The following is a 21,544-nucleotide window of genomic DNA, read 5'->3' on the forward strand; positions in this document are numbered from 1 at the left end:
GTAATAGCTCTTTTATTCAGAGCATTGGCGCTGTTACGTATGCAGCTAGGGCAGACACGCAGGTCTGCCCCTACAGGTTTTGCTCTGACGGATTGGCCGACCATCTTCGCCCCATCGCCCTGCCCCATACCGATGGTTCTTTGCACACGTTCAAAGCGCCGCCCGAAACGCATCGCTGGCGGCGGCCGCCTGCTCCAGCCGCCGGGCGATGCTGCCGCACACCAGGTCGCACAGCGCATCGACCGAATCGTCAGCCAGCCGGTAGTACACGCTGGTGCCCCGCCCCTCGCGGCTGACCATGCCTTGTTTGGTCATAAGCGACAGATGGCGCGAGATATTGGCCGCCGTGTAGCCGCACGCCTGGGCCAGCTCGCCCACGTTGTATTCGCGCTGGCGCAGCAGATTCAAGATGTGCAGCCGTGTGGGCTCGGCCAGCACTTGGAAATAGGCGGCAACTTGCTCCAAAGCTTGGGGGGGAAGGTCTTTTTTCATAACAACAGCTATTTACAAATCAAAAGCACACGGGCCGGCACGGGTTACCACGGGCCCAGGGGGGGCAAAGCCAATAAAGCATGATACATTGTTGCTTATTTAATTGATTGCTTAAATAAGTAATAAAGGAATTGCTATGACCACCGTCTCTGCTCCTTTCCAACTGCGCCGGTTGTGCGCTCTGAGTGCGATCGCCTTGGCTGCGGCTGGCAGCCTGGGCGGCACAGCGTGGGCGCAACAACCCCGTCCAGCGGCAAGCGCTTTGGCCTACCACACCGTGGCGGCGGCCACGCAAGCGGGCTGGCACAGCCACGAGGCCCAGGTCGAGGCGGTGCGCGATGCCCTGCTCTCGGCCCAGGTGCCTGGGGCCATTGTGGCGGTGCAGGTGCAGGCGGGGGATGCGGTGAAAAAAGGCCAACCCCTGCTCAAAATTGATGGCCGCATGGCCCAGCAAGGCGCTGTGGCCAGCCAGGCCCAAGTCAGCGCCGCCCAGGCCCAACTGCACGTGGCCCGCAAAGAGTACGAGCGCCAGCAGCAGCTATTTGCCAAACACTACATCAGCCAGGCCGCCCTGGACAGCGCCCAGGCCCAATGGCAAGCCGCCCAAGCGCAAGTCAAAGCATTGCAGGCCCAGGCCGGTGTGGCGGCCACGCAATCGGGCTTGCACACCATCACGGCCCCGTTTGACGGCATCGTGGCCCGCGTGCCAGTCACCGTGGGCGATATGGCCATGCCCGGCACGCCCTTGATCGCGCTGTACGACCCCAGCGCCTTGCGCATTACGGCCCAGCTTGCCAACGCCCCCGCCCAGGCCCTGCGCCAGGCCGACGAAGTGCAGATTGAGTTGCCCAGCACCGCACAGCGCTTGCGCCTTGCGGCCACGCAAGTGCAGGTGCTGCCCAGCGCCGATCCGCTGACCCACACGGTAACGGTGCGGGTGGCCTTGCCGACCGATGTCGCCAAGCTTGTACCCGGCCTGTTTGCCCGCCTGTGGGTGCCTGCCACGGCCCCCAGCGCGTCTGCAGACGGCGCTGCGGCACGCCTGCCCGTATGGATTCCGGCCCAGGCCGTGGTGCGCCGCGCCGAGATGACCGGGGTGTATGTGCAAGCGGCCAACGGCCAGCCACAGCTGCGCCAGGTGCGCCTGGGGCCCATGCAAGGCGACCAGATCGAGGTATTAAGCGGTCTGCGCCCCGGTGACCAGGTGGCCTTGGAGCCACAAAAAGCCGCAAAGGGGCGCTGATATGAAGCCAACACCTGCCACCATGGGCCTTTCCGGGCGCATTGCCGCCGCTTTCCAAAGTGCCCAAATCACCCCGTTACTGGCCCTGTTGGCGCTGCTGCTGGGCCTGTTTGCCGTGCTGGTCACCCCACGCGAAGAAGAGCCGCAGATCGACGTGACCATGGCCAACGTCATCGTGCCCTTCCCCGGCGCGGCGGTGCGCGATGTCGAGCAAATGATTGCCACGCCCGCCGAGCAGGTGCTGGCGCAAATGCTGGGCGTAGAGCATGTGATGAGCGTCTCGCGCCCCGGCATGGCGGTGCTGACGGTGCAATTTGCGGTGGGCGTGCCGCGCACCGAGGCGCTGGTGCGCCTGCACGACACCCTGCGCAGCAACGCCGACTGGCTGCCGCGCGGCCTGGGGGCGCAAGAGCCCATCATCCGCCCCAAGGGCATTGACGATGTCCCGGTGGTCACCCTCACCCTGTTCAGCGATGACCCAGACAGCGGCCCCTTTGCCCTGGAGCGCGTAGCCCACAGCATCGAGGCCGAGCTGATGCGCGTGCCCGGTGCCCGCACCGTGACCACCATCGGCGGCCCTGGCCGCGCCGTGCTGGTACAACTGGATGCGGCCCGCATGGCCAGTAGCGCCATCACGGTGGACGAGGTGCGCGGCGCTTTGCAATCGGCCAACCAAGGCCTGCCGCTGGGTGAGTTGCTGGGCGGCAACCAATCCGTCACGCTCGAGGCCGGGCCGCTGCTGGCCAGCGCCCAAGAGGTGGCCGACATCATGGTCGGCACCCGCCAGGGCAAGCCCGTCTTTCTGAAAGACATCGCCACTGTGACCGATGGCCCCCGGCCTGCGCAGCGCTATGTCTGGCATGGACAGGTGAGCGCTGGCCAAGCCACTGAATATCCTGCCGTCACCCTGGCAGTAACGAAAAAAGCCGGGGCCAACGCCATCGACGTGGCCCAGGCCGTGATGCAGCGCGTAGATGAGCTGCGCAACACCGTCATCCCCGCTGAGGTGCAAGTGGCCGAAACGCGCGACTACGGTGCCACGGCCAACGACAAGGCGCAAAAGCTGATTCAGAAACTGCTGTTTGCCACCGCCAGCGTGGTCGCCCTGGTGTTTTTTGCCCTGGGCCGGCGCGAGGCGCTGATCGTTGGCGTGGCCGTGGGGCTGACGCTGGCGGCCACCTTGTTTGCCTCGTGGGCCTGGGGCTTTACGCTGAACCGCGTGTCGCTGTTTGCGCTGATTTTTTCGATTGGCATCCTGGTCGATGACGCGATTGTGGTGGTCGAAAACATCCACCGCCACCAAGCCCTGCACCCGGACAAAACCCTGCTGCAGCTCATCCCCGGCGCGGTCGATGAGGTGGGCGGGCCCACCATTTTGGCCACCTTCACCGTGATTGCTGCGCTGCTGCCCATGGCCTTTGTCAGCGGGCTGATGGGGCCGTACATGGCTCCTATCCCCATCAACGCCAGCATGGGCATGGTGATTTCGCTGGCCGTGGCGTTTACCGTCACGCCCTGGCTGGCGCGGCTGTGGATGAAAAACAATAGCGCCAACCACACATCCAGCAACGCGCCAAGCGGTATTTCAGCCAAACTCACGCCGCTGTTTGAGCGCATCTTTACCCCACTGCTGGATGAACACACGGGGCGGCGCAACCGCAGCCTGCTGGGGCTGGCGGTGGTGGGCCTGATCGCGCTGTCAATGCTGTTGCCGGTGCTGGGCTGGGTGCAGCTGAAGATGCTGCCGTTTGATAACAAATCCGAATTTCAAGTCATCGTCGATATGCCCGCCGGCACCCCGCCCGAGGCCACCGCCGCCGTGCTGCACGAGCTGGCCGCCCACCTGGCCACCGTGCCGGAGGTGATCAACTACCAAGCCTACGCGGGCACCGCCGGGCCGATCAACTTCAACGGCCTGGTGCGCCAATACGACCTGCGCAGCGGCGGCGAGGTGGGCGACATCCAGGTAAACCTGAAAGACAAGCACGAGCGCCACGACCAAAGCCACGCCATCGCCATGCGCGAGCGCCCGGCGCTGCAAGCCATCGGCGCACGGTTTGGTGCCAATGTGAAGGTGGTGGAAGTGCCGCCCGGCCCGCCCGTGCTCTCGCCCATCGTGGCCGAAATCTACGGCCCTGAGGCCGAAGGCCGCCGCCAGGTGGCCCAGGCCGTGCGCCAGGCGCTCGCGCAAACCACCGGCATTGTCGATCTGGACGATTCGGCCATTGCCAACGCGCCGCGCCAGCTGGTGCTGGTTGATCGCGCCAAAGCCATGCAAATGGGGGTGCCGCAAGCAGCCATCGTCAGCGCCCTGCACGCCGGTTTGATGGGTGAAGCCGCCACCTGGCTGCGCGATGCCCACAGCAAATACCCCACCCCCGTGCTGCTGCAACTGCCGCCAGAGCGCCACGGCGATCTGCACGCCCTGCTGCAACTGCCGGTGCGCACCGCCGACGGCCGCACGGTGGCCATTGGCGAACTGGTCACCGTGACCGACACCCTGCGCGAGCAGCCCATCTACCACAAGGATTTGCTGCCCATGAACCTGGTGGTGGCCGACATGGCCGGCAAGGTCGATAGCCCGCTGTACGGCATGTTTGCCGCCCGCAGTGCGATTGCCACCATCGTTGCGCCCGATGGTGCGGGGCTAGAGGAATACTTCATCCGCCAGCCCAGCGACCCGTACCGGGGCTACGCCATCAAATGGGATGGCGAGTGGCAAATCACCTACGAGACCTTCCGCGACATGGGCGCCGCCTACGCCGTGGGGCTGCTGCTGATCTACCTGCTGGTGGTGGCGCACTTTGCCTCGTACCTCACGCCGCTGATCATCATGGCCCCCATTCCGCTGACCATCATCGGTGTCATGCCCGGCCACGCCATCCTGGGGGCGCAATACACCGCCACCAGCATGATCGGCATGATTGCGCTGGCCGGCATCATCGTGCGCAACTCCATCTTGCTGGTGGACTTCATCCGCCTGCAGGTACAAGCCGGGCAAGACTTTAAGCAGGCCATCGTGCAATCGGCCATCACCCGCGCCCAGCCCATTGTGCTGACCGGGCTGGCGGCCATGCTGGGGGCGTTTTTCATCCTGGACGACCCGATCTTCAACGGCTTGGCGATCTCGCTGATTTTTGGCATCGCCGTCTCCACCGTGCTGACGCTGGTCGTCATCCCCCTGCTGTACTACATCGCCTACCGCCACCGCCTGGACGTGGTGCGCGGCCCGGCAGCTTCGCCAGCTGCCCCCTCGCAAGGAGCCGTTGAATGACTACGCTAACCATAGCTGCAAGCGCTTTACCCGCAAGGACTAAACACCGATTTCTTATAAAACCTCACCCACTGGCTGTTGCTCTGACCGCTGCCGCCTGCGCCCTGCTGACCGCCCTGCCAGCCCAAGCCACCGATTTGCTGCACGCCTGGCAGGCCGCACAAACCCACGACCCCCAATGGCTGGCCGCCCAGGCCGCCCACGGCAGCGCCCAGCCCCTGCGCCAGCAGGCCAAGGCGCTGTGGCGGCCCAGCCTGGGGCTGAGCGCCAGCGCCGGGCGCGGCTATGGCGAAACGCAGATGCAAGGGGCGCAATTTTCCGCGCCCGGCATGGGCACCAACAATGGGGTGGACTTTGGCACCTCGGTCACCCACGGCAACGCCACCCAGATTGCGCTGCAGGCCAGCCAGCCCCTGTACAACCCCGAACGCCGCGCCCAGCAGCAGCAACTGAACGCCAGCGCCGACATCGGTGACCTGCAATGGCAAGCGGCCCGGCAGGCGGCCATGCTGCGCACCGCCCAGCAGTACCTGGACCTGGCCGTGGCGCACGAAGCCCTGCGCGTGCTGGAGCAGCAACTGGCCGCCATCAACCGCACTCTGGCCGAAGCACAAGAGCGCTTTGACCTGGGGGCCGCCCCCATCACCGCCGTCCACGAAGCCCGCGCCCAGCAGGCCCAGCTGCAAGCGCAGCACCTGGCCGCGCAAACCACGCTGGACGTGCAGCGCCGCCAGCTGCACGACACCACCGGCCTGCCAGCGGCCGACCTGGCCCCGCACCTGCCCGTTACCATCGCCCCCCTGGGCCAAGCGCTGGCGTGGTGGCAAGAGCATGCGGCTGCGCACAACTTCAGCATCCGCCTGCAGCAACGCGCCGTGGAGGCCGCCCAAGCCGAAGCCAGCAAGCACCGTGCCAGCGCCGCGCCTAAGCTCGACCTGGTCGCCCAGGCGCAGCAGCAGCGCCTGTCGGGCCGGGGCGACTTTGGCCGCCACGCCCGCAACAAAGACACCCAGGCCCTGGTCGGCGTGCAGCTGACCGTGCCGCTGTACACCGGCGGCTACCGCTCGGCCAAGGCCGACGAAACCCAGGCCCAGGCCCAAGCCGCCCAGGCGCAACTGGCCGCCACGCAAACCCTGGTGGCCCAGCAAGTTCACGCCGCCTGGCTGGGCGAGCAAACCGGTGTGCAGCAAGTGCGCGCCCTGGAAGCGGCCCTGCAGGCCAGCGCCGCCCGCCAAGAAGCCACCCGCATTGGCCAAGCCACCGGCGAGCGCACCGTGCTGGATGTGCTGCACGCCGACAACGACCACGCCGCCACCACCTTGGCCCTGGCCCAGGCCCGCAGCCGCCTGCTGCTGGCGCAATTGCAACTGGCCCAACTGGCCGGCACGCTGGATGAGGCCGCGCTGCAGCAAGCCAACCAGGCGTTTGCACAAGCACCAAAGCCATAAATGCATAGCTGCTTGCGCTGGATGCACAAGGAAATAAAGGATAAAAATAAAAAAACGCCCGTATAACGGGCGTTAAGCGCTATCTTTTAAGCGAGTCGCTTAGCGAATCAGCGGCACCCCTGTTTTGGACTGAATCTCTTCAAACGTTACATCCGGGGCCAGCTCGACCAGCTTCAAGCCTTCAGGGGTCACATCCATCACCCCCAGATCGGTAATGATGCGATCGACCACGCCTTTGCCGGTCAGGGGCAAGGTGCATTCGGGCAGGATTTTCAAATCCGTGGTGCCGTCTTTTTTGCGGGCCACATGCTCCATCAGCACGATCACGCGCTTGACACCGGCCACCAAATCCATCGCGCCGCCCATGCCCTTGACCATCTTGCCCGGAATCATCCAGTTGGCCAGGTCACCGCTGGCGGTGACCTGCATGGCCCCCAGAATGGACAGGTTGATCTTGCCGCCGCGAATCATGGCAAACGACTGGTCAGAGCCAAAAATCGCCGAACCCGGCAAGGTGGTCACGGTCTGCTTGCCCGCGTTGATCAGGTCGGCATCAACCTGCTCTTCGGTGGGAAAAGGGCCAATGCCCAGCATGCCGTTTTCCGATTGCAGCCACACCTCTTTATCGCCCGTGTGGTTGGCCACCAGGGTCGGAATGCCGATGCCTAAGTTCACGTAAAAACCGTCTTCCAGTTCCTGCGCCGCACGCGCGGCCATTTGGTCTTGCGTCCAAGGCATATCAGTCTCCTTTTTTCTCGGTCAGGGTGCGTTTTTCGATGCGCTTTTCCGGGTTGGGGTTGTGCACGATGCGGTGTACATAAATGCCCGGCAGGTGAATATCGTCCGGCGCAATTTCGCCCACTTCCACAACTTCTTCCACTTCCACAATGCACACCTTGCCAGCGGTGGCCGCAGCGGGGTTGAAGTTGCGCGCCGTCAGGCGAAATTGCAGGTTGCCGCTTTTGTCGGCACGGTAGGCCTTGACCAGCGACACATCGGTGACGATGGAGCGCTCCATCACATAGGTTTCGCCATCAAATTCTCGTAGCTCTTTGCCCTCAGCCACCAAGGTTCCTACGCCAGTTTTGGTGAAAAATGCCGGAATGCCTGCGCCACCTGCTCTTAATTTTTCTGCCAGCGTTCCTTGGGGGGTAAATTCCAACTCCAGTTCGCCGGCCAGAAACTGGCGCTCAAACTCTTTGTTTTCCCCCACATACGAGCTGACCATCTTCTTGATCTGGCGCGTCTCCAGCAGCTTGCCCAGGCCAAAACCATCAACACCGGCGTTGTTGGACACCACGGTGAGGTTTTTCACCCCGCTGTCGCGCAGGGCATCAATCAGCGCTTCGGGAATCCCGCACAAGCCAAAACCACCAACGGCCAACAACTGGCCATCGGCAACCACCCCTTGCAGCGCAGCGGCGGCGCTTGGATAGAGTTTTTTCACATTGCCTCCTTTGTTTAAACGAATGTCGCGTACGATACTACGTAACAAGCTACGTAGTATTTCCTAGCGAACTACCCTAGCACCTGCAAAGGCACTATTTATGACCTCTTTGAATTTGGATTACCGCCTGGCCTTTGAAATGGCCCCAGTGGGCTTGGTGATATCGCGTGATCGGCGCATGATCAATTGCAATCAGCGCCTGTGTGAAATGTTTTGCGCATCCCCAGAATTGCTGATTGGCCAGTCCTTTTCACTGCTCTACCCCAGCTTGGAAGAGTACGAGCGCCAAGGCCAGCGCATGGCCCCAATTCTCAATGCCAAAGGTTTCTACAGCGACAACCGCATCATGAAACGCGCCAATGGCGAGACTTTTTGGTGCCATGTCACCGGTCGCGCGCTCGATCGCTGCAACCCCCATGCCAGCGGCATCTGGAGTTTTGAGGATTTAAGCCAACAGCGCCCCGTCAAGGCCGACCTCACCAGCCGCGAACGCGAAGTGGCCGCCCGCCTGCTCGACGGCATGACCTCCAAGGAAATTGGCCGCGTGCTGGGCATCAGCCACCGCACCGTAGAAATTTACCGTGCCCGTTTGATGCGCAAGTACGGGGCCAACACCACCGCCGATTTGGTGCACAAATTGGTGGGGGCAAGTTAAATCCACAAGCCAACGACGCTGCGGCCGCGCACCAAGGAACAAGGGTTTATCCGAATAAATTGTCAGTAACGGGTAAGAATATTTACTCTTATGCTTGACGTTTCCGTAAACGTCAATTCAACCGCCATGACCACACCTGCTTCGCTCGGCCCCGCCCGCTACCCTTTTCCGGCCCTGGAAAATTTGCCGGAAGACATCCGCACGCGTATTTTGGAAATACAGGAAAAAGCCGGTTTCATTCCCAATGTTTTCCTCGGCCTGGCCCGCCGCCCGGCGGAATGGCGGGCATTTTTTGCCTACCACGATGCCCTCATGGCCAAAGAAGAAGGTAATTTGACCAAAGGCGAGCGCGAAATGATCGTCACCGCCACCAGCAGCGTCAATCAATGCTTGTACTGCGTGGTCGCCCACGGGGCGGTCTTGCGGATTTACGAAAAAAACCCCCTGATTGCCGACCAATTGGCCGTCAATTACCGCACGGCCGACATCACCCCGCGCCAAAAAGCCATGCTCGACTTTGCCATGAAGGTCAATCAACGCAGCTACGAAATCAACGATGCGGATTTCGCCACCCTGCACGCCCATGGGTTTGACGACGAAGATATTTGGGACATTGCGGCCATTACCGCCTTTTTTGGCCTGTCCAACCGCTTGGTCAGTGCCACCGGCATGCAACCCAACCCCGAGTTCTACCTGATGGGCCGCATTCCCCGCGAGAAAACGCGCTAAGAACACGTTCTAAGCCATGCCACTAGGAAAGCACCCAAAGACTTGAGCGCGACCCAAGGGCATAGAATGCGCGGCAATTTTCGGCAATACAATAGAACGATCGTTCTATTTTTCCAACTTCAAGAGACATCCCTATGACCCACGAAGAAATCCTGGCCCAGTACGGCCCCCGCGAAGCCATGGAGTACGACATCGTCATCGTCGGCGGCGGGCCCGCTGGCCTATCGACAGCCATACGCCTCAAACAACTGGCGGCAGAAAAAGGCCAGGATGTCTCGGTCGTCGTGCTGGAAAAAGGTGCTGATGCGGGCGCCCATACCCTCTCTGGCGCCATCATGGACCCGCAGGCCCTGAGCGAGCTGATCCCCGACTGGAAGGCCAAGGGCGCGCCCCTGAACCAGCCCGTCACCCAAGATGCCATGGTTTTCCTGAGTGAGAACTCCTCGCTGCGCACCCCCAACTGGCTGCTGCCCCAGTGCTTTCACAACGAGGGCAATTACATCGTGCGCCTGGGCTTTGTCACCAAGTGGCTGGCCGAGCAGGCCGAAGCGCTGGGCGTAGAAATTTTCCCCGGCTTTGCCGCTGCCGAAGTGCTGTTCAACGACAACGGCAGCATCAAAGGCGTGGCCACCGGCAACATGGGCATTGGCAAGGATGGCGAGCCCACGGCTGAATTTCAGCTGGGCATGGAGCTGCACGGCAAGTACACCATCTTTGCCGAAGGGGCCCGTGGCCACCTGGGCAAGCAGTTGATTGCCCACTTCAAGCTCGATGCTGGCAAAGACCCGCAGGCCTACGGCATCGGCATCAAGGAGCTGTGGGAGATTGACCCGGCCCGCCACAAGCCGGGCACCGTGGTACACACCGCGGGCTGGCCGCTGCAGTCCGACACCTACGGCGGCGGGTTCCTGTACCACCTGGAGGACAACCTGGTCACCCTGGGCTTTATCACCGGGCTGGATTACGCCAACCCGTACATCTCGCCCTTTGAAGAGATGCAGCGCTGGAAAACCCACCAAAACATCCGCTGGTACCTTGAGGGCGATGAGTCCAAAGGCATCAAGCCGGCCAAGCGCCTGTCCTACGGGGCCCGGGCAATTACGGCGGGCGGTATTCTGAGCCTGCCCAAGTTTGTCTTCCCCGGTGGGGCCTTGGTCGGTTGCGAGGCCGGGTTCCTCAACGTCAGCCGCATCAAGGGCAGCCACGCCGCCATCAAGACCGGCATGATGGCCGCCGAAGCCGCCTACGAAGCGATTGTGGCCGGCCGCCAGGGCGACACCCTCACCGCTTACGAAACCGCGTTTGAAAACAGCTGGCTGTACGATGAACTGTACAAGGCACGCAACTTCAAAGCCTGGTTCAAAAAAGGCCTGTCCACTGCCACGCTGATGAACGGCCTGGAGCAATTTCTGCTCAAGGGCAACATCCCCTGGACGCTGCACCGCGACAAGCCCGATCACCTGTACTTGAAACCTGCCGCCGAGTGCAAGCCCATTGAGTACCCCAAGCCCGATGGCAAGCTGACGTTTGACCGCCTCTCCAGCGTCTTTATCAGCAGCACCAACCACAGCGAAGACCAGCCAGCGCACCTGACCTTGAAAGATGCCAGCGTGCCGGTGAACGTCAATCTGGCCAAGTACGCTGGTCCCGAAAGCCGCTACTGCCCGGCCGGGGTGTACGAGTTTGTGGACGATGAGGCCCGCCAAGGTGCCAAGCGCCTGCAGATCAACGCGCAAAACTGCGTGCACTGCAAGACCTGCGACATCAAAGACCCGACGCAAAACATCACCTGGGTCACGCCCGAAGGCGGCGGCGGGCCAACCTACGCAGGCATGTAAACCTGCGCAAAATTCATGTTTCCTGCAAAAAATAGTCTATTTAATAGGCTATTTTTCATGAAAACGCACTTTTTCTAAATAAAAAAGCACGTTCGCTTGTTTTAAAGCAGGCGACGTGCAATGCGCCTTTTGCCCTCGTGCAAACCCTGGGATTTCAAGCTTTTTGGCCACATTGGCTGACTTAGACTTGCCCCACCTCAAATTTACCCCCGGTAACTTTTTATTTTTCTACTGCTTCGCTGGAGACCACTTTATGCAACTCAAAGCCCTGGCATCTGCTGTCGCCCTGTCCCTGTTGAGCCTGAGCGCAGCGCACGCTGCCGAAGAAAAATCCGTGGCCGTCACCGCCATCGTGGAGCACCCCGCCCTGGATGCCGTGCGCGACGGCGTGCAGGCCGCCCTGAAGGATGCTGGCTACGAAGCAGGCAAAAACCTCAAGTGGCAGTACCAAAGCGCCCAGGGCAACACCGGCACCGCTGCACAAATTGCCCGCAAGTTCATCGGTGACAAGCCCGATGCGATTGTTGCCATCGCCACCCCTTCGGCCCAGGCCGCTGTGGCCGCAACGAAAAACGTGCCGGTGGTGTTCTCCGCGGTAACCGATCCGGTGGCCGCGAAACTGGTGCCGGGCTGGGAGGCTTCCAAAATCAACGTGACCGGTGTATCGGACTTGCTGGTACTGGAAAAACAAATTGCATTGATCAAGGAAGTGGTGCCAACCGCCAAGCGCGTAGGCATGGTGTACAACCCCGGCGAAGCGAACTCGGTCGTGGTCGTCAAACAACTGCAAAAGCTGTTGCCTGAAGCGGGCCTGACCCTGGTTGAAGCCGCTGCGCCGCGCACCGTGGACGTGGGCAGCGCCGCCCGCAGCCTGGTAGGCAAGGTGGACGTGATTTATACGAATACGGACAACAACGTGGTGTCCGCCTACGAATCGCTGGTCAAGGTGGGCCAGGAAGCGAAGATTCCCCTGATCGCCTCGGACACCGATTCGGTCAAGCGCGGCGCGATTGCCGCCCTGGGCATCAACTACCGCGATTTGGGCGAGCAAACTGGCCGCATGGTGGTGCGCATTCTGAAGGGCGAGAAGCCCGGCGACATCAAGCCCGAAACCAGTGACAAGCTGGAGCTGTTCGTCAATCCCGGCGCGGCAGAGAAGCAAGGCGTGAAATTGCCCCAGGCACTGGTGGACAAAGCCGCCCAAGTCGTGCAGTAAGCGCTGCGGTGCAGACAACAGGCAGGTGCCAGTAGCGGCCCCTGCCTTTTTTCGTTCTTTTCCACTCCCCTCCTCACCCTTTCGATGGTGGCTCTCCCATGTCTTTGTTTTCCCTGCTTGGTGCTATTGAGATCGGCTTGATTTTTGCCTTGGTCGCGCTGGGCGTTTACATCTCTTTTCGCTTGCTGCGCTTTCCCGACTTAACCGTCGATGGCAGCTTCCCCCTGGGGGGGGCCGTCTGCGCTGTCATGATCGTTGCCGGTTTTAACCCATGGATCGCCACCTTGGGGGCCACCCTGGCCGGGGCTGCCGCCGGGCTGGTAACGGGCTGGCTCAACGTCAAGCTCAAAATCATGGATCTGCTGGCCTCGATCCTGATGATGACGGCGCTGTACTCCATCAATCTGCGCGTCATGAACGGCCCCAACGTGCCCCTGATTGCCGAACCCACCCTGTTCACCCAACTGCAGCCCGACAGCATGGCCGATTACGTACTGCGCCCCCTGGTGCTGCTGGTGATTGTGGTGCTGGCCAAACTGTTGCTGGACTGGTTTTTCGCCACCGAGCGCGGCCTGGCCATTCGCGCCACCGGCTCCAACGCCCGCATGGCCCGTGCCCAGGGCATCAACACCGGGGCGATGGTGCTGCTGGGCATGGCCATCTCCAACGCGCTGGTGGGGCTGGCCGGTGCCTTGTTCGTGCAAACCCAGGGCGGGGCCGATATTTCGATGGGCATCGGCACCATCGTGATCGGTCTGGCTGCCGTGATCGTGGGCGAGTCCATCCTGCCGTCGCGGCGCATTATTTGGGCCACGCTGGCGGTGGTGCTGGGGGCCATCGTGTACCGCTTCTTTATCGCTGCAGCGCTTAACAGCGACTTTATTGGCCTGAAGGCGCAAGACCTGAACCTGATCACCGCCGTGCTGGTCACGCTGGCGCTGGTGCTACCCCAGCTCAAGCGCAAACTCAACGCCCGCGTCTCGTAACGCGCACAACAAAGGAAGTTTTATGCTGAGTGCACAAGACCTGCGCTTGACCTTCAACCCTGGCACCCCGATCGAGACCAAAGCCTTGCGCGGCCTGTCGCTGGAGATTCCCACGGGGCAGTTCGTCACCGTGATCGGCTCCAACGGGGCTGGCAAATCGACGTTTTTGAACTCGGTCTCAGGCGACCAAAGTGTCGATAGCGGCACCATCAAAATCGACGGCCTGGATGTGACCAAAATGCCCGTCTGGGCCCGCTCTGAGCGCGTGGCCCGCGTCTTTCAAGACCCCATGGCTGGCACCTGCGAAGACCTGACCATCGAAGAAAACATGGCCCTGGCGCAGTGCCGGGGCAGCTTTCGCAAGCTGACCCGCGCCGTCAAGACCGAAATGCGCGCGCTGTTTCGCGATCGGCTGGCCATGCTGGGCCTGGGGCTGGAAAACCGGCTGACCGACCGCATCGGCCTGCTCTCGGGCGGGCAACGCCAGGCCATCAGCCTGCTGATGGCGGCGCTGCAGCCCTCGCGCATCCTGCTGCTGGACGAACACACCGCCGCGCTCGACCCGCGCACGGCCGATTTTGTGCTGCAGCTGACCTGCCGCATCGTGGAAGAATCCAAGCTCACCACCATGATGGTCACCCACAGCATGCGCCAGGCGCTGGACGTGGGCAGCCGCACCATCATGCTGCACCAAGGCCAGGTGGTGCTGGACGTGAGCGGCGAAGAGCGCAGCCGCATGGATGTGCCCGACCTGCTGCAAATGTTCGAGAAAGTGCGCGGCGAAAAACTCTCGGACGATGCGTTGCTGCTCAGCTAAGCGCATTAAAAACAAGAGCTGTTAGCGCTTATTTCATCGACAATTCAGGCTTTTAAGTCATTGAATTTGAGATTTATCCAGCGCAAACAGCTCTTTTTAAAATTAAACCCCCTGGCTTTCATTGCGCACACCGTCGGCAGAAAGCGTGTTTGTGAACGATAAAATCGCCCGAATGAGCCACTCCCCCGCCCCCCAATTTGGCGCCATCATCATTGGTGACGAAATTCTCTCTGGCAAACGCCAAGACAAGCACCTGCCCAAGCTGATCGAATTGCTCGCCGCCCGGGGCTGCACCCTGTCCTGGGCCGAGTATGTGGGCGATGAGCGCACCCGTTTAACCGAGGTGCTGCGCCGCGCAGTCGCTGGCAACGACATCGTCTTTAGCTTTGGCGGCATTGGTGCCACGCCGGACGATCACACCCGGCAATGCACGGCGGCCGCGTTGGGCGTGGCACTGCAACCGCACCCCCAGGCCCAGGCCTTGATCACCCAGCGCATGCAAGAGATGGCAGCTGAAAAAGGCGAAGCATTTGCGCCCCAGCGCCCGGACAACGTGCAGCGCCTGCAAATGGGCGTGTTGCCCGCCGGGGCGCAGATTATTCCCAACCCGTTTAACCGCATCCCTGGCTTTAGCTACCGGGGTGCGCGTGGGGCCTGGCTGCATTGCGTGCCGGGTTTCCCGGTGATGGCCTGGCCCATGGTGGCGTGGGCGCTGGATGCCCACCACCGTGATTTGCACCAGCAGCAGGCCTACACCGAGCGCTCGGTCATTTTGTTCAAAGCCCAGGAGTCGGCCCTGACCCCGCTGATGCAAGCCGTTGAGATGGCCCACCCCGGCATCAAAGTGTTTAGCCTGCCCAGCGTGGACCACCCCGAATACGGCCTGCACATTGAGCTGGGCGTGAAAGGAAAAACCGCGGCCATTGCCCCGGCTTGGCAGCAATTAACCGAGGGTTTACACCGCCTTGGGGCACAATTTGGCCCCGAATTGCAGCGCCAGATTTAATGATCGGGCCCCTTGGCCCGCCACCCAGCGCTTTTTTAAACGCATTCCCCCTTATTTCCCCCTTACTACTTAACCAGGCACAAGCCGGAGCAATTGATGAGCAAAACCATCGCTGATGTGATGCAAATGGTCGAAGACTACGAAGTGAAATTCGTCGATCTGCGTTTTACCGATACCCGGGGCAAAGAGCAGCACGTCACGGTGCCCGTATCGCATTTTGATGAAGACAAATTCAGCGAAGGGCACGCCTTTGATGGTTCCTCCATGCCCGGCTGGAAGGGCATTGAAGCCTCGGACATGCAGCTCATGCCCGACCCCGCCACCGCCAACATCGACCCCTTCTTTGAAGAAACCACGCTGTTTTTGCAGTGCGACGTGGTCGAGCCGGGCGACGGCAAGGCCTACGACCGCGACCCGCGCAGCATCGCTAAACGCGCCGAAGCGTATTTGAAAGCCTCGGGCCTGGGCGACACCGCCTTTTTTGGGCCCGAGCCAGAATTCTTTTTGTTTGACAACGTGCGCTGGGACAACCAGCCGGGCAACACCTTCTACACCATCGAAGAGTACGAAGCCCCCTGGAACAGCGGTGCCCAGCTCGATGGCAACAACAAGGGCCACCGCCCGCGCACCAAGGGCGGTTACTTTCCCGTGCCGCCCATCGACAGCACGCAAAACATCCGCGCCGAAATGGCCTTGCTGCTCGAATCCCTGGGCATCCCCGTCGAAGTGCTGCACCGCGAGGTGGGCGGTGCCGGCCAAAACGAACTGGGCACGCGCTTTTCCACCCTGGTGCAACGCGCCGACTGGACGCAGGTGCAAAAGTACGTGATCTGGAACGTGGCCAACAACTACGGCAAAACCGCCACCTTCATGCCCAAGCCCTACGCGGGCGACAACGGCTCGGGCATGCACGTGCACCAGTCGGTCTGGAAAGACGGCAAAAACCTGTTTGCTGGCGACGGCTACGCCGGCCTGTCGGACTTTGCGCTGTACTACATCGGCGGCATCATCAAACACGCCCGCGCGCTCAACGCCATCACCAACCCCGGCACCAACAGCTACAAACGCTTGGTGCCCGGCTATGAAGCGCCGGTCAAACTGGCCTACTCGGCGAAAAACCGCTCGGCCTCCATCCGCATCCCCTACACCAGCAACCCCAAGGGCCGGCGCGTAGAAGCCCGCTTCCCCGATCCGCTGATGAACCCCTACCTGGGTTTTTCGGCCCTGCTGATGGCCGGTCTGGATGGTGTGGAAAACAAAATCCACCCCGGCGAAGCCGCCACCAAAGACCTGTACCACCTGCCGCCCGAGGAAGACCGCCTGGTGCCCACCGTCTGCCACAGCCTGGACCAGGCCCTGGAAGCGCTGGACCAAGACCGCGCCTTTTTGACCAAGGGCGGCGTGTTCTCCAACGACATGCTCGATGCCTATATCGCCCTGAAGATGGACGAGGTCACGCGCTTTCGCCAGGCCGTACACCCCATCGAGTACGACATGTACTATTCGCTCTAAAAAAAGTAGCTGCTTGCGCTTGAATTTATTCAATTTATTGCACTAAACAACTTAAATCACTTTATTTAAAAGCGCAACCAGCTCTTTTTATCAAAGCCCAGCATCAACGCCCAGCGCCGCAGTCGGTGGCTGGGCTTTTTTGCGTGCGCCCTGCTGCCGCGAAAGGTGGTGGGATAATTCGCCGCCATGAATATCACTTACAAAACCGCCGACGACATCGAACGCATGCGCGAAGCGGGGCGTTTGGCCTCGGAAGTGCTGGACTACATCACCCCCTTTATCCAGCCCGGCATCACCACCCTTGAAATCGACCGCCTCAGCGCCGAGTGCATGGCCCGCCAGGGCACCAAATCGGCCACCGTGGGCTACCAGCCCCCGGGCTACCCGCCCTACCCAGGGCATGTGTGTACCTCGGTCAATCACGTGGTTTGCCACGGCATCCCCAACGACAAGGTGCTGAAAAAAGGCGACATCCTGAACGTGGACGTGACCGTCATCACCAAAGACGGCTGGTTTGGCGACAACAGCCGCATGTTCTTGATTGGCGAGGCCACCATTGCCGGCAAACGCCTGTGCCAACTCACCTTTGAAGCCATGTGGAAAGGCATCGAACAGGTCAAGCCCGGCGCCACCCTGGGCGACGTGGGCCACGCCATCCAAACCTTTGCCGAAGGCCACCACCTGTCCGTGGTGCGCGAATACTGCGGCCACGGCATTGGACAAAAATTCCACGAAGACCCCCAGGTGCTGCACTACGGCAAACCGGGCACTGGCGTGAAGCTGCAAGAAGGCATGGTGTTCACCATCGAGCCCATGCTCAACCTGGGCAAGCGCGATGTGAAAGAGCAAGGCAAAGACGGCTGGACCATCGTCACCAAAGACCGCAGCCTCTCGGCCCAGTGGGAGCTGATGATGGCCGTCACCGCCACCGGCTATGACATCCTCACCTGGTCAGACGGCTCGCCCACCCCGCCGCCGTTTATCAAAAGCATTCGCACCTAAACCCCAGGGAGCAAGCCGGTGACCGCCCCCTCCCCCCTTGCTCCCGCGCTGGCTGCGCTGCGCCAGCGCTACCAGGCCGACAAAGCGCAGTTGCTGGCTCCTTTGCAGGCCCCAGGTGGCCCTGCGGTGCGCCTGCTGCTGCAGCGCCTGACCCAATTGGTCGATCAGCAACTGCTGGCCCTGGCCGCGGCCACGGGCTTGCCAGCGCAGGTGGCCATTGTGGCGGTGGGCGGTTATGGGCGCAGCCAGCTTTTTCCGTATTCGGACATTGACGTTCTGCTGCTGGTGCCGCCGGACAATGCCGCTTTGCGCCCAGCGCTGGAGGCTTTTGTCACCGCCTGCTGGGATACGGGGCTGGAGATTGGCTCCAGCGTGCGCACCGTCGATGAATGTTTGGCCCTGGCGCAGCAGGACATTACCGCGCAAACCTCGATGCTGGAAATGCGCCACATTGGCGGCAGCACAGAGCACTTTGCGCAATTGCTGGCCCAACTGCCCAGCACTTTCCATCCCCAGGAATTTTTTCTGGCCAAACACCTGGAGCTGCGCCAGCGCCATACCAAGTTTGAAAATGCGCCCTACGCACTGGAGCCCAACTGCAAAGAATCCCCCGGCGGCTTGCGCGACTTGCACACCATTTTGTGGGTGGCCAAAGCGGCCAATCTCGGGCACGACTGGCATGAACTGGCCCAGCACGGCATCCTCACCAACCTGGAAGCGCAGCAGCTTGAACGCAACGAAACCACGCTGTTCCAAATCCGCGCTCGCCTGCATGGGGTGGCGGGCCGCCACGAAGACCGCCTGCTGTTCGATTTGCAAACGGCGGTGGCGCTCAGCCTGGGCCTGAAAAACCACACGCCGCAAGGCCAAAACTACCCGGTACGCGCCAGCGAAGTGCTTATGCGCCGCTACTACTGGGCGGCCAAAGCGGTAATGCAGCTGCAGCAAATCGTGCTGCTCAATATCCAAGAGCGCCTGCACCCCAGCCAGGCCGCCCCCTTGCCCATCAATGACTGGTTTGCCGACAAAAACGGCCTGCTCGACGTGCGCGATGCCGACCTTTACCAGCACCAGCCGCTGGCCATACTGCCCAGCTTTCTCACCCTGCAAACCCACCCAGGGCTGCGCGATTTTTCTGCCCGCACCCTGCGCGCGCTGTACAACGCCCGCGACCGCATGGATGCCACCTGGCGCCACGACCCGGCCAACCGCGCCACCTTTATCCGCATCCTGCAGCAACCCAGCGGCATCTTGCGGGCGCTGCGCTTGATGAATGCCACCTCGGTACTGGGGCGCTATTTGTGGTCGTTTCGGCGCATTGTCGGCAAGATGCAGCACGACTTGTTTCACGTCTATACCGTGGACCAGCACTCGCTCATGGTGCTGCGCAATATGCGCCGCTTTTTCATGCCCGAGTTCACGCACGAATACCCCTTGTGCTCAGAGCTGGCCAGCCAGTGGGCCCAGCCGTGGCTGCTGTACTTGGCCGCCCTGTTTCACGACATCGGCAAAGGCCGGGGGGGCGACCACAGCGCCGTGGGGGCAATTGAAGTGCGCCGCTTTGCCCGCCAGCACCAAATGGCCCCCGCCGATGCAGATTTGGTCGAGTTTCTGGTGCGCGAACACCTGCGCATGAGCACCGTGGCGCAAAAGCAAGACACCAATGATCCTGCCGTCGTCCGCGCCTTTGCCGATTGCGTGCAAACGCCCCAGCGCCTGGTCGGTCTGTACCTGCTGACCGTGGCTGATATTCGCGGCACCAGCCCCAAGGTGTGGAGCGCCTGGAAGGGCAAGTTGCTGTCGGACCTGTTCCATGCCACCTTGCGCATGCTCGGCGGGCAAGCCCTGCAAGGCCAGGCCCTGACCCAGGCACGCCAGCAGCAAGCCCAGGTCTTGCTGCGCCAACGGGGCTGGCCCGCAGAAAGTGCCCAGCTGCTCTGGAATACGCTGGAGCCCGGCTACTTCCTGCGCCACGAGCCCGCCGACATCGCTTGGCACGCCCGGCAATTGATGCTGCACGTGGGCAGCCCACAGCCCATCGTGCGGGCACGCCCCTCTTTGGCCGGTGAAGGCGTGCAAGTGCTGGTCTATGCACCAGATACGCAAGATTTGTTTGCCCGCATTTGCGGGTATTTTGACCAAGCCAACCTCTCCATCCTGCACGCCCGCATCTACACCAGCCCGCACGGCCATGCACTCGACACCTTTCAAGTGCTGCCCACGCAGCTAGAGATGGATGCCCGCACCCTCTCCTCTTTGATCGAGGCGCGTCTGCCCCCTGCGCTGGCCGCTGCCACCCCTTTGCCCGAGCCAGTGCGCCGCCAGCCCTCGCGCCGTGCCCGCAGCTTTCCGATTCCCCCCCACGTGAGCCTGGAGCCCGATGAAAAAGCCCAGCGCTGGCTGTTGCACATCAGCGCCACCGACCGCGCCGGCCTGCTCTACAGCATCGCCCGCGTCCTGGCCCGCCACGGTCTGAGCGTGCAGCTGGCCAAAGTCATGACCCTGGGGGAACGGGTGGAGGACAGCTTTTTGCTGGAAGGCCCCCAACTGCAACACACCACCCGGCAATTGGATTTAGAGAAAGAGCTGACGCACATTTTGTCGGTGGAAACAACGACCAAACCCCACGCCCACAGCACCATGGCCGGGCGCTAACTTGCTGGGCGCTGGCAGAAAATAGGCGCGAAGTAAAAAGCTTTCATCTTTGCAGCTAAAAATAGGCTACAATCAGCGCTTCTCTTGATTTGCCAACAAAAATATCGCTCAATCAACAGAAACCAAATTACCGCGAGGTGGAGCAGCTTGGTAGCTCGTTGGGCTCATAACCCAAAGGTCGGAGGTTCAAATCCTTCCCTCGCAACCAAACCAAAAAAACCAGCTAACTGCTGGTTTTTTTTCGTCCCTATTTTGTTGGACTGCAGTCTGCTGACAGCACTCTGAATAGGGCTTTGGGCTGCCAGCGCTGCGGAAAATCCCTAGAATCGGGGTTTTTCCGATTTCTTATTAATAAAAAAGACTGCCATGACACACGTCGTCACCGAAAACTGCATCAAATGTAAATACACCGATTGCGTGGACGTTTGCCCCGTGGATTGCTTCCGCGAAGGCCCGAACATGCTGGTCATTGATCCCGACGAGTGCATTGACTGCGCCGTTTGCATCCCCGAGTGCCCGGCCGACGCTATTTTTGCTGAAGAGGACACCCCCGCCGATCAGCTGCACTTCATCAAACTCAATGCCGACCTGGCCTTTGCCAAGGGCTGGACAAGCATTACCAAACGCAAAGCCGCCATGCCCGATGCCGACGAGTGGAATGGCAAGGACGGCAAGCTGGCCATGCTGGAGCGCTGAGCCTGCCTGTCGGCACCCACCCGCCCCTGTACCAGCAACAGCCCCCTAGGGGGCTGTTGGCGTTTGAGGCAGAGTGTTTCAGTGGGATGTAGCCAGGTGCTGCATTGACCCCCCAGTATTGTGGTTTTAAGCTGCCAGTTTTGCTGATTTTTTCTCGACTCAGGAGCTTGTATGAATACCAACGCCAGCCGCTTTTTGCCCACCGACCGTGAGGCACGGCTCAAGGAGCTGGATTTGGCAATTGTGCGCTTGGCCATCATCTGCAAAATCCGCCTGCTCGATCCCGGCATTGCCGAGCGGGTGCTGGCCAACGACACCAGCCTGTGCGACATCCAGCATTGCAACAACGCCTTCCGCACCCTGCGCGGTCTGCTGCTGATGCACTACAACGAGCTCAACGCCATCAACACCGAAGCCGACCCACAAACCATGCGCGTGGTGGCGCAAAACGTGCGCGATGCCCTCAAGGGCGTGATTGGCGGGCAACTGGGCGGGCACGGGGCGATGTAAGCCCTCTTCGGGCAGGTA

Annotated in this window: 18 protein-coding genes and 1 tRNA gene; 16 read left to right on the forward strand and 3 right to left on the reverse strand. The window is 61.4% G+C overall.

Going from position 1 to position 21,544, the window contains the following annotated elements; translation table 11 throughout:
* Nucleotides 1-150: 150 nt before the first annotated feature.
* On the reverse strand, nucleotides 151-492 hold the full coding sequence (locus tag ACFO24_RS09275; protein ID WP_377738090.1) for an ArsR/SmtB family transcription factor: 342 nt from the start codon (nucleotides 490-492) through the stop codon (nucleotides 151-153).
* A 136-nt stretch (nucleotides 493-628) separates the two neighbouring features.
* Here ACFO24_RS09275 and ACFO24_RS09280 point away from each other — a divergent pair, with 136 nt between their 5' ends.
* Genes ACFO24_RS09280 through ACFO24_RS09290 form a run of 3 tightly spaced genes read left to right on the forward strand, consistent with a single transcriptional unit; the run spans nucleotide 629 to nucleotide 6,457 of the window.
* Nucleotides 629-1,735, forward strand: coding sequence for an efflux RND transporter periplasmic adaptor subunit (locus tag ACFO24_RS09280; RefSeq protein ID WP_377738092.1), 1,107 nt, complete (start codon nucleotides 629-631; stop codon nucleotides 1,733-1,735).
* A gap of 1 nt (nucleotide 1,736) precedes the next feature.
* A complete protein-coding gene (locus ACFO24_RS09285) occupies nucleotides 1,737-5,009 on the forward strand; it encodes an efflux RND transporter permease subunit (RefSeq protein WP_377738093.1) in 3,273 nt (1,090 codons plus the stop codon).
* A complete protein-coding gene (locus ACFO24_RS09290) occupies nucleotides 5,006-6,457 on the forward strand; it encodes a TolC family protein (RefSeq protein WP_377738094.1) in 1,452 nt (483 codons plus the stop codon). The genes ACFO24_RS09285 and ACFO24_RS09290 overlap by 4 nt, the downstream gene beginning before the upstream one ends.
* A 99-nt stretch (nucleotides 6,458-6,556) precedes the next feature.
* Here ACFO24_RS09290 and ACFO24_RS09295 read toward each other — a convergent pair whose 3' ends face one another.
* Nucleotides 6,557-7,195 carry a 3-oxoacid CoA-transferase subunit B gene (locus tag ACFO24_RS09295; protein ID WP_207574707.1) on the reverse strand — a complete coding sequence of 213 codons (639 nt, stop codon included), beginning with the start codon at nucleotides 7,193-7,195 and terminating at the stop codon, nucleotides 6,557-6,559.
* A gap of 1 nt (nucleotide 7,196) precedes the next feature.
* Nucleotides 7,197-7,904 carry a 3-oxoacid CoA-transferase subunit A gene (locus ACFO24_RS09300; RefSeq protein WP_207574706.1) on the reverse strand — a complete coding sequence of 236 codons (708 nt, stop codon included), beginning with the start codon at nucleotides 7,902-7,904 and terminating at the stop codon, nucleotides 7,197-7,199.
* A 109-nt stretch (nucleotides 7,905-8,013) separates the two neighbouring features.
* On the opposite strand from ACFO24_RS09300, the gene ACFO24_RS09305 reads away from it, so the two are divergent.
* The 13 genes from ACFO24_RS09305 to ACFO24_RS09365 all read left to right on the forward strand — a co-directional run bounded on the left by ACFO24_RS09305 (nucleotide 8,014) and on the right by ACFO24_RS09365 (nucleotide 21,526).
* Nucleotides 8,014-8,559: a PAS and helix-turn-helix domain-containing protein gene (locus ACFO24_RS09305; protein WP_207574742.1), complete on the forward strand. Its 546-nt coding sequence runs from the start codon at nucleotides 8,014-8,016 to the stop codon at nucleotides 8,557-8,559.
* Nucleotides 8,560-8,685: 126 nt separating this feature from the next.
* Nucleotides 8,686-9,288 carry a peroxidase-related enzyme gene (locus ACFO24_RS09310; RefSeq protein ID WP_207574741.1) on the forward strand — a complete coding sequence of 201 codons (603 nt, stop codon included), beginning with the start codon at nucleotides 8,686-8,688 and terminating at the stop codon, nucleotides 9,286-9,288.
* Nucleotides 9,289-9,422: 134 nt separating this feature from the next.
* Nucleotides 9,423-11,126, forward strand: coding sequence for an electron transfer flavoprotein-ubiquinone oxidoreductase (locus ACFO24_RS09315; protein WP_377738095.1), 1,704 nt, complete (start codon nucleotides 9,423-9,425; stop codon nucleotides 11,124-11,126).
* Between the two features lie 253 nt (nucleotides 11,127-11,379).
* Nucleotides 11,380-12,342 carry an ABC transporter substrate-binding protein gene (locus tag ACFO24_RS09320; RefSeq protein WP_377738096.1) on the forward strand — a complete coding sequence of 321 codons (963 nt, stop codon included), beginning with the start codon at nucleotides 11,380-11,382 and terminating at the stop codon, nucleotides 12,340-12,342.
* 98 nt (nucleotides 12,343-12,440) lie between these two features.
* The gene (locus ACFO24_RS09325) at nucleotides 12,441-13,328 is read left to right on the forward strand and encodes an ABC transporter permease (protein ID WP_207574703.1); all 888 of its coding nucleotides are present in this window, start codon (nucleotides 12,441-12,443) and stop codon (nucleotides 13,326-13,328) included.
* Nucleotides 13,329-13,350: 22 nt separating this feature from the next.
* Complete coding sequence (locus ACFO24_RS09330; RefSeq protein ID WP_207574702.1) at nucleotides 13,351-14,145, forward strand: ABC transporter ATP-binding protein; 795 nt, start codon at nucleotides 13,351-13,353, stop codon at nucleotides 14,143-14,145.
* Between the two features lie 172 nt (nucleotides 14,146-14,317).
* Nucleotides 14,318-15,151, forward strand: a complete 834-nt coding sequence (locus tag ACFO24_RS09335; RefSeq protein ID WP_377738098.1) for a competence/damage-inducible protein A — start codon at nucleotides 14,318-14,320, stop codon at nucleotides 15,149-15,151.
* Between the two features lie 96 nt (nucleotides 15,152-15,247).
* Nucleotides 15,248-16,663, forward strand: coding sequence for a type I glutamate--ammonia ligase (gene glnA / locus ACFO24_RS09340; RefSeq protein WP_377738100.1), 1,416 nt, complete (start codon nucleotides 15,248-15,250; stop codon nucleotides 16,661-16,663).
* Between the two features lie 186 nt (nucleotides 16,664-16,849).
* On the forward strand, nucleotides 16,850-17,665 hold the full coding sequence (gene map, locus ACFO24_RS09345; protein WP_377738101.1) for a type I methionyl aminopeptidase: 816 nt from the start codon (nucleotides 16,850-16,852) through the stop codon (nucleotides 17,663-17,665).
* Nucleotides 17,666-17,683: 18 nt separating this feature from the next.
* The gene (locus ACFO24_RS09350; protein WP_377738102.1) at nucleotides 17,684-20,320 is read left to right on the forward strand and encodes a [protein-PII] uridylyltransferase; all 2,637 of its coding nucleotides are present in this window, start codon (nucleotides 17,684-17,686) and stop codon (nucleotides 20,318-20,320) included.
* 131 nt (nucleotides 20,321-20,451) lie between these two features.
* Nucleotides 20,452-20,528, forward strand: a tRNA-Met gene (locus tag ACFO24_RS09355).
* Nucleotides 20,529-20,686: 158 nt separating this feature from the next.
* Nucleotides 20,687-21,016, forward strand: coding sequence for a ferredoxin FdxA (gene fdxA, locus ACFO24_RS09360; RefSeq protein ID WP_207574697.1), 330 nt, complete (start codon nucleotides 20,687-20,689; stop codon nucleotides 21,014-21,016).
* A 171-nt stretch (nucleotides 21,017-21,187) separates the two neighbouring features.
* Nucleotides 21,188-21,526, forward strand: a complete 339-nt coding sequence (locus ACFO24_RS09365) for a hypothetical protein (RefSeq protein ID WP_377738103.1) — start codon at nucleotides 21,188-21,190, stop codon at nucleotides 21,524-21,526.
* Nucleotides 21,527-21,544 lie beyond the last annotated feature (18 nt).

Origin of the sequence: Comamonas denitrificans, from assembly GCF_042654745.1 — a bacterium.
GTDB lineage: Bacteria > Pseudomonadota > Gammaproteobacteria > Burkholderiales > Burkholderiaceae_C > Comamonas > Comamonas denitrificans.

Coding starts and splice junctions, on each gene's coding strand:
- ACFO24_RS09275 (WP_377738090.1), bottom strand. CDS start 492: ATGAAAAAAGACCTTCCCCCCCAAGCTTTGGAGCAAGTTGCCGCCTAT.
- ACFO24_RS09280 (WP_377738092.1), top strand. CDS start 629: ATGACCACCGTCTCTGCTCCTTTCCAACTGCGCCGGTTGTGCGCTCTG.
- ACFO24_RS09285 (WP_377738093.1), top strand. CDS start 1,737: ATGAAGCCAACACCTGCCACCATGGGCCTTTCCGGGCGCATTGCCGCC.
- ACFO24_RS09290 (WP_377738094.1), top strand. CDS start 5,006: ATGACTACGCTAACCATAGCTGCAAGCGCTTTACCCGCAAGGACTAAA.
- ACFO24_RS09295 (WP_207574707.1), bottom strand. CDS start 7,195: ATGCCTTGGACGCAAGACCAAATGGCCGCGCGTGCGGCGCAGGAACTG.
- ACFO24_RS09310 (WP_207574741.1), top strand. CDS start 8,686: ATGACCACACCTGCTTCGCTCGGCCCCGCCCGCTACCCTTTTCCGGCC.
- ACFO24_RS09315 (WP_377738095.1), top strand. CDS start 9,423: ATGACCCACGAAGAAATCCTGGCCCAGTACGGCCCCCGCGAAGCCATG.
- ACFO24_RS09320 (WP_377738096.1), top strand. CDS start 11,380: ATGCAACTCAAAGCCCTGGCATCTGCTGTCGCCCTGTCCCTGTTGAGC.
- ACFO24_RS09325 (WP_207574703.1), top strand. CDS start 12,441: ATGTCTTTGTTTTCCCTGCTTGGTGCTATTGAGATCGGCTTGATTTTT.
- ACFO24_RS09330 (WP_207574702.1), top strand. CDS start 13,351: ATGCTGAGTGCACAAGACCTGCGCTTGACCTTCAACCCTGGCACCCCG.
- ACFO24_RS09335 (WP_377738098.1), top strand. CDS start 14,318: ATGAGCCACTCCCCCGCCCCCCAATTTGGCGCCATCATCATTGGTGAC.
- glnA (WP_377738100.1), top strand. CDS start 15,248: ATGAGCAAAACCATCGCTGATGTGATGCAAATGGTCGAAGACTACGAA.
- map (WP_377738101.1), top strand. CDS start 16,850: ATGAATATCACTTACAAAACCGCCGACGACATCGAACGCATGCGCGAA.
- fdxA (WP_207574697.1), top strand. CDS start 20,687: ATGACACACGTCGTCACCGAAAACTGCATCAAATGTAAATACACCGAT.
- ACFO24_RS09365 (WP_377738103.1), top strand. CDS start 21,188: ATGAATACCAACGCCAGCCGCTTTTTGCCCACCGACCGTGAGGCACGG.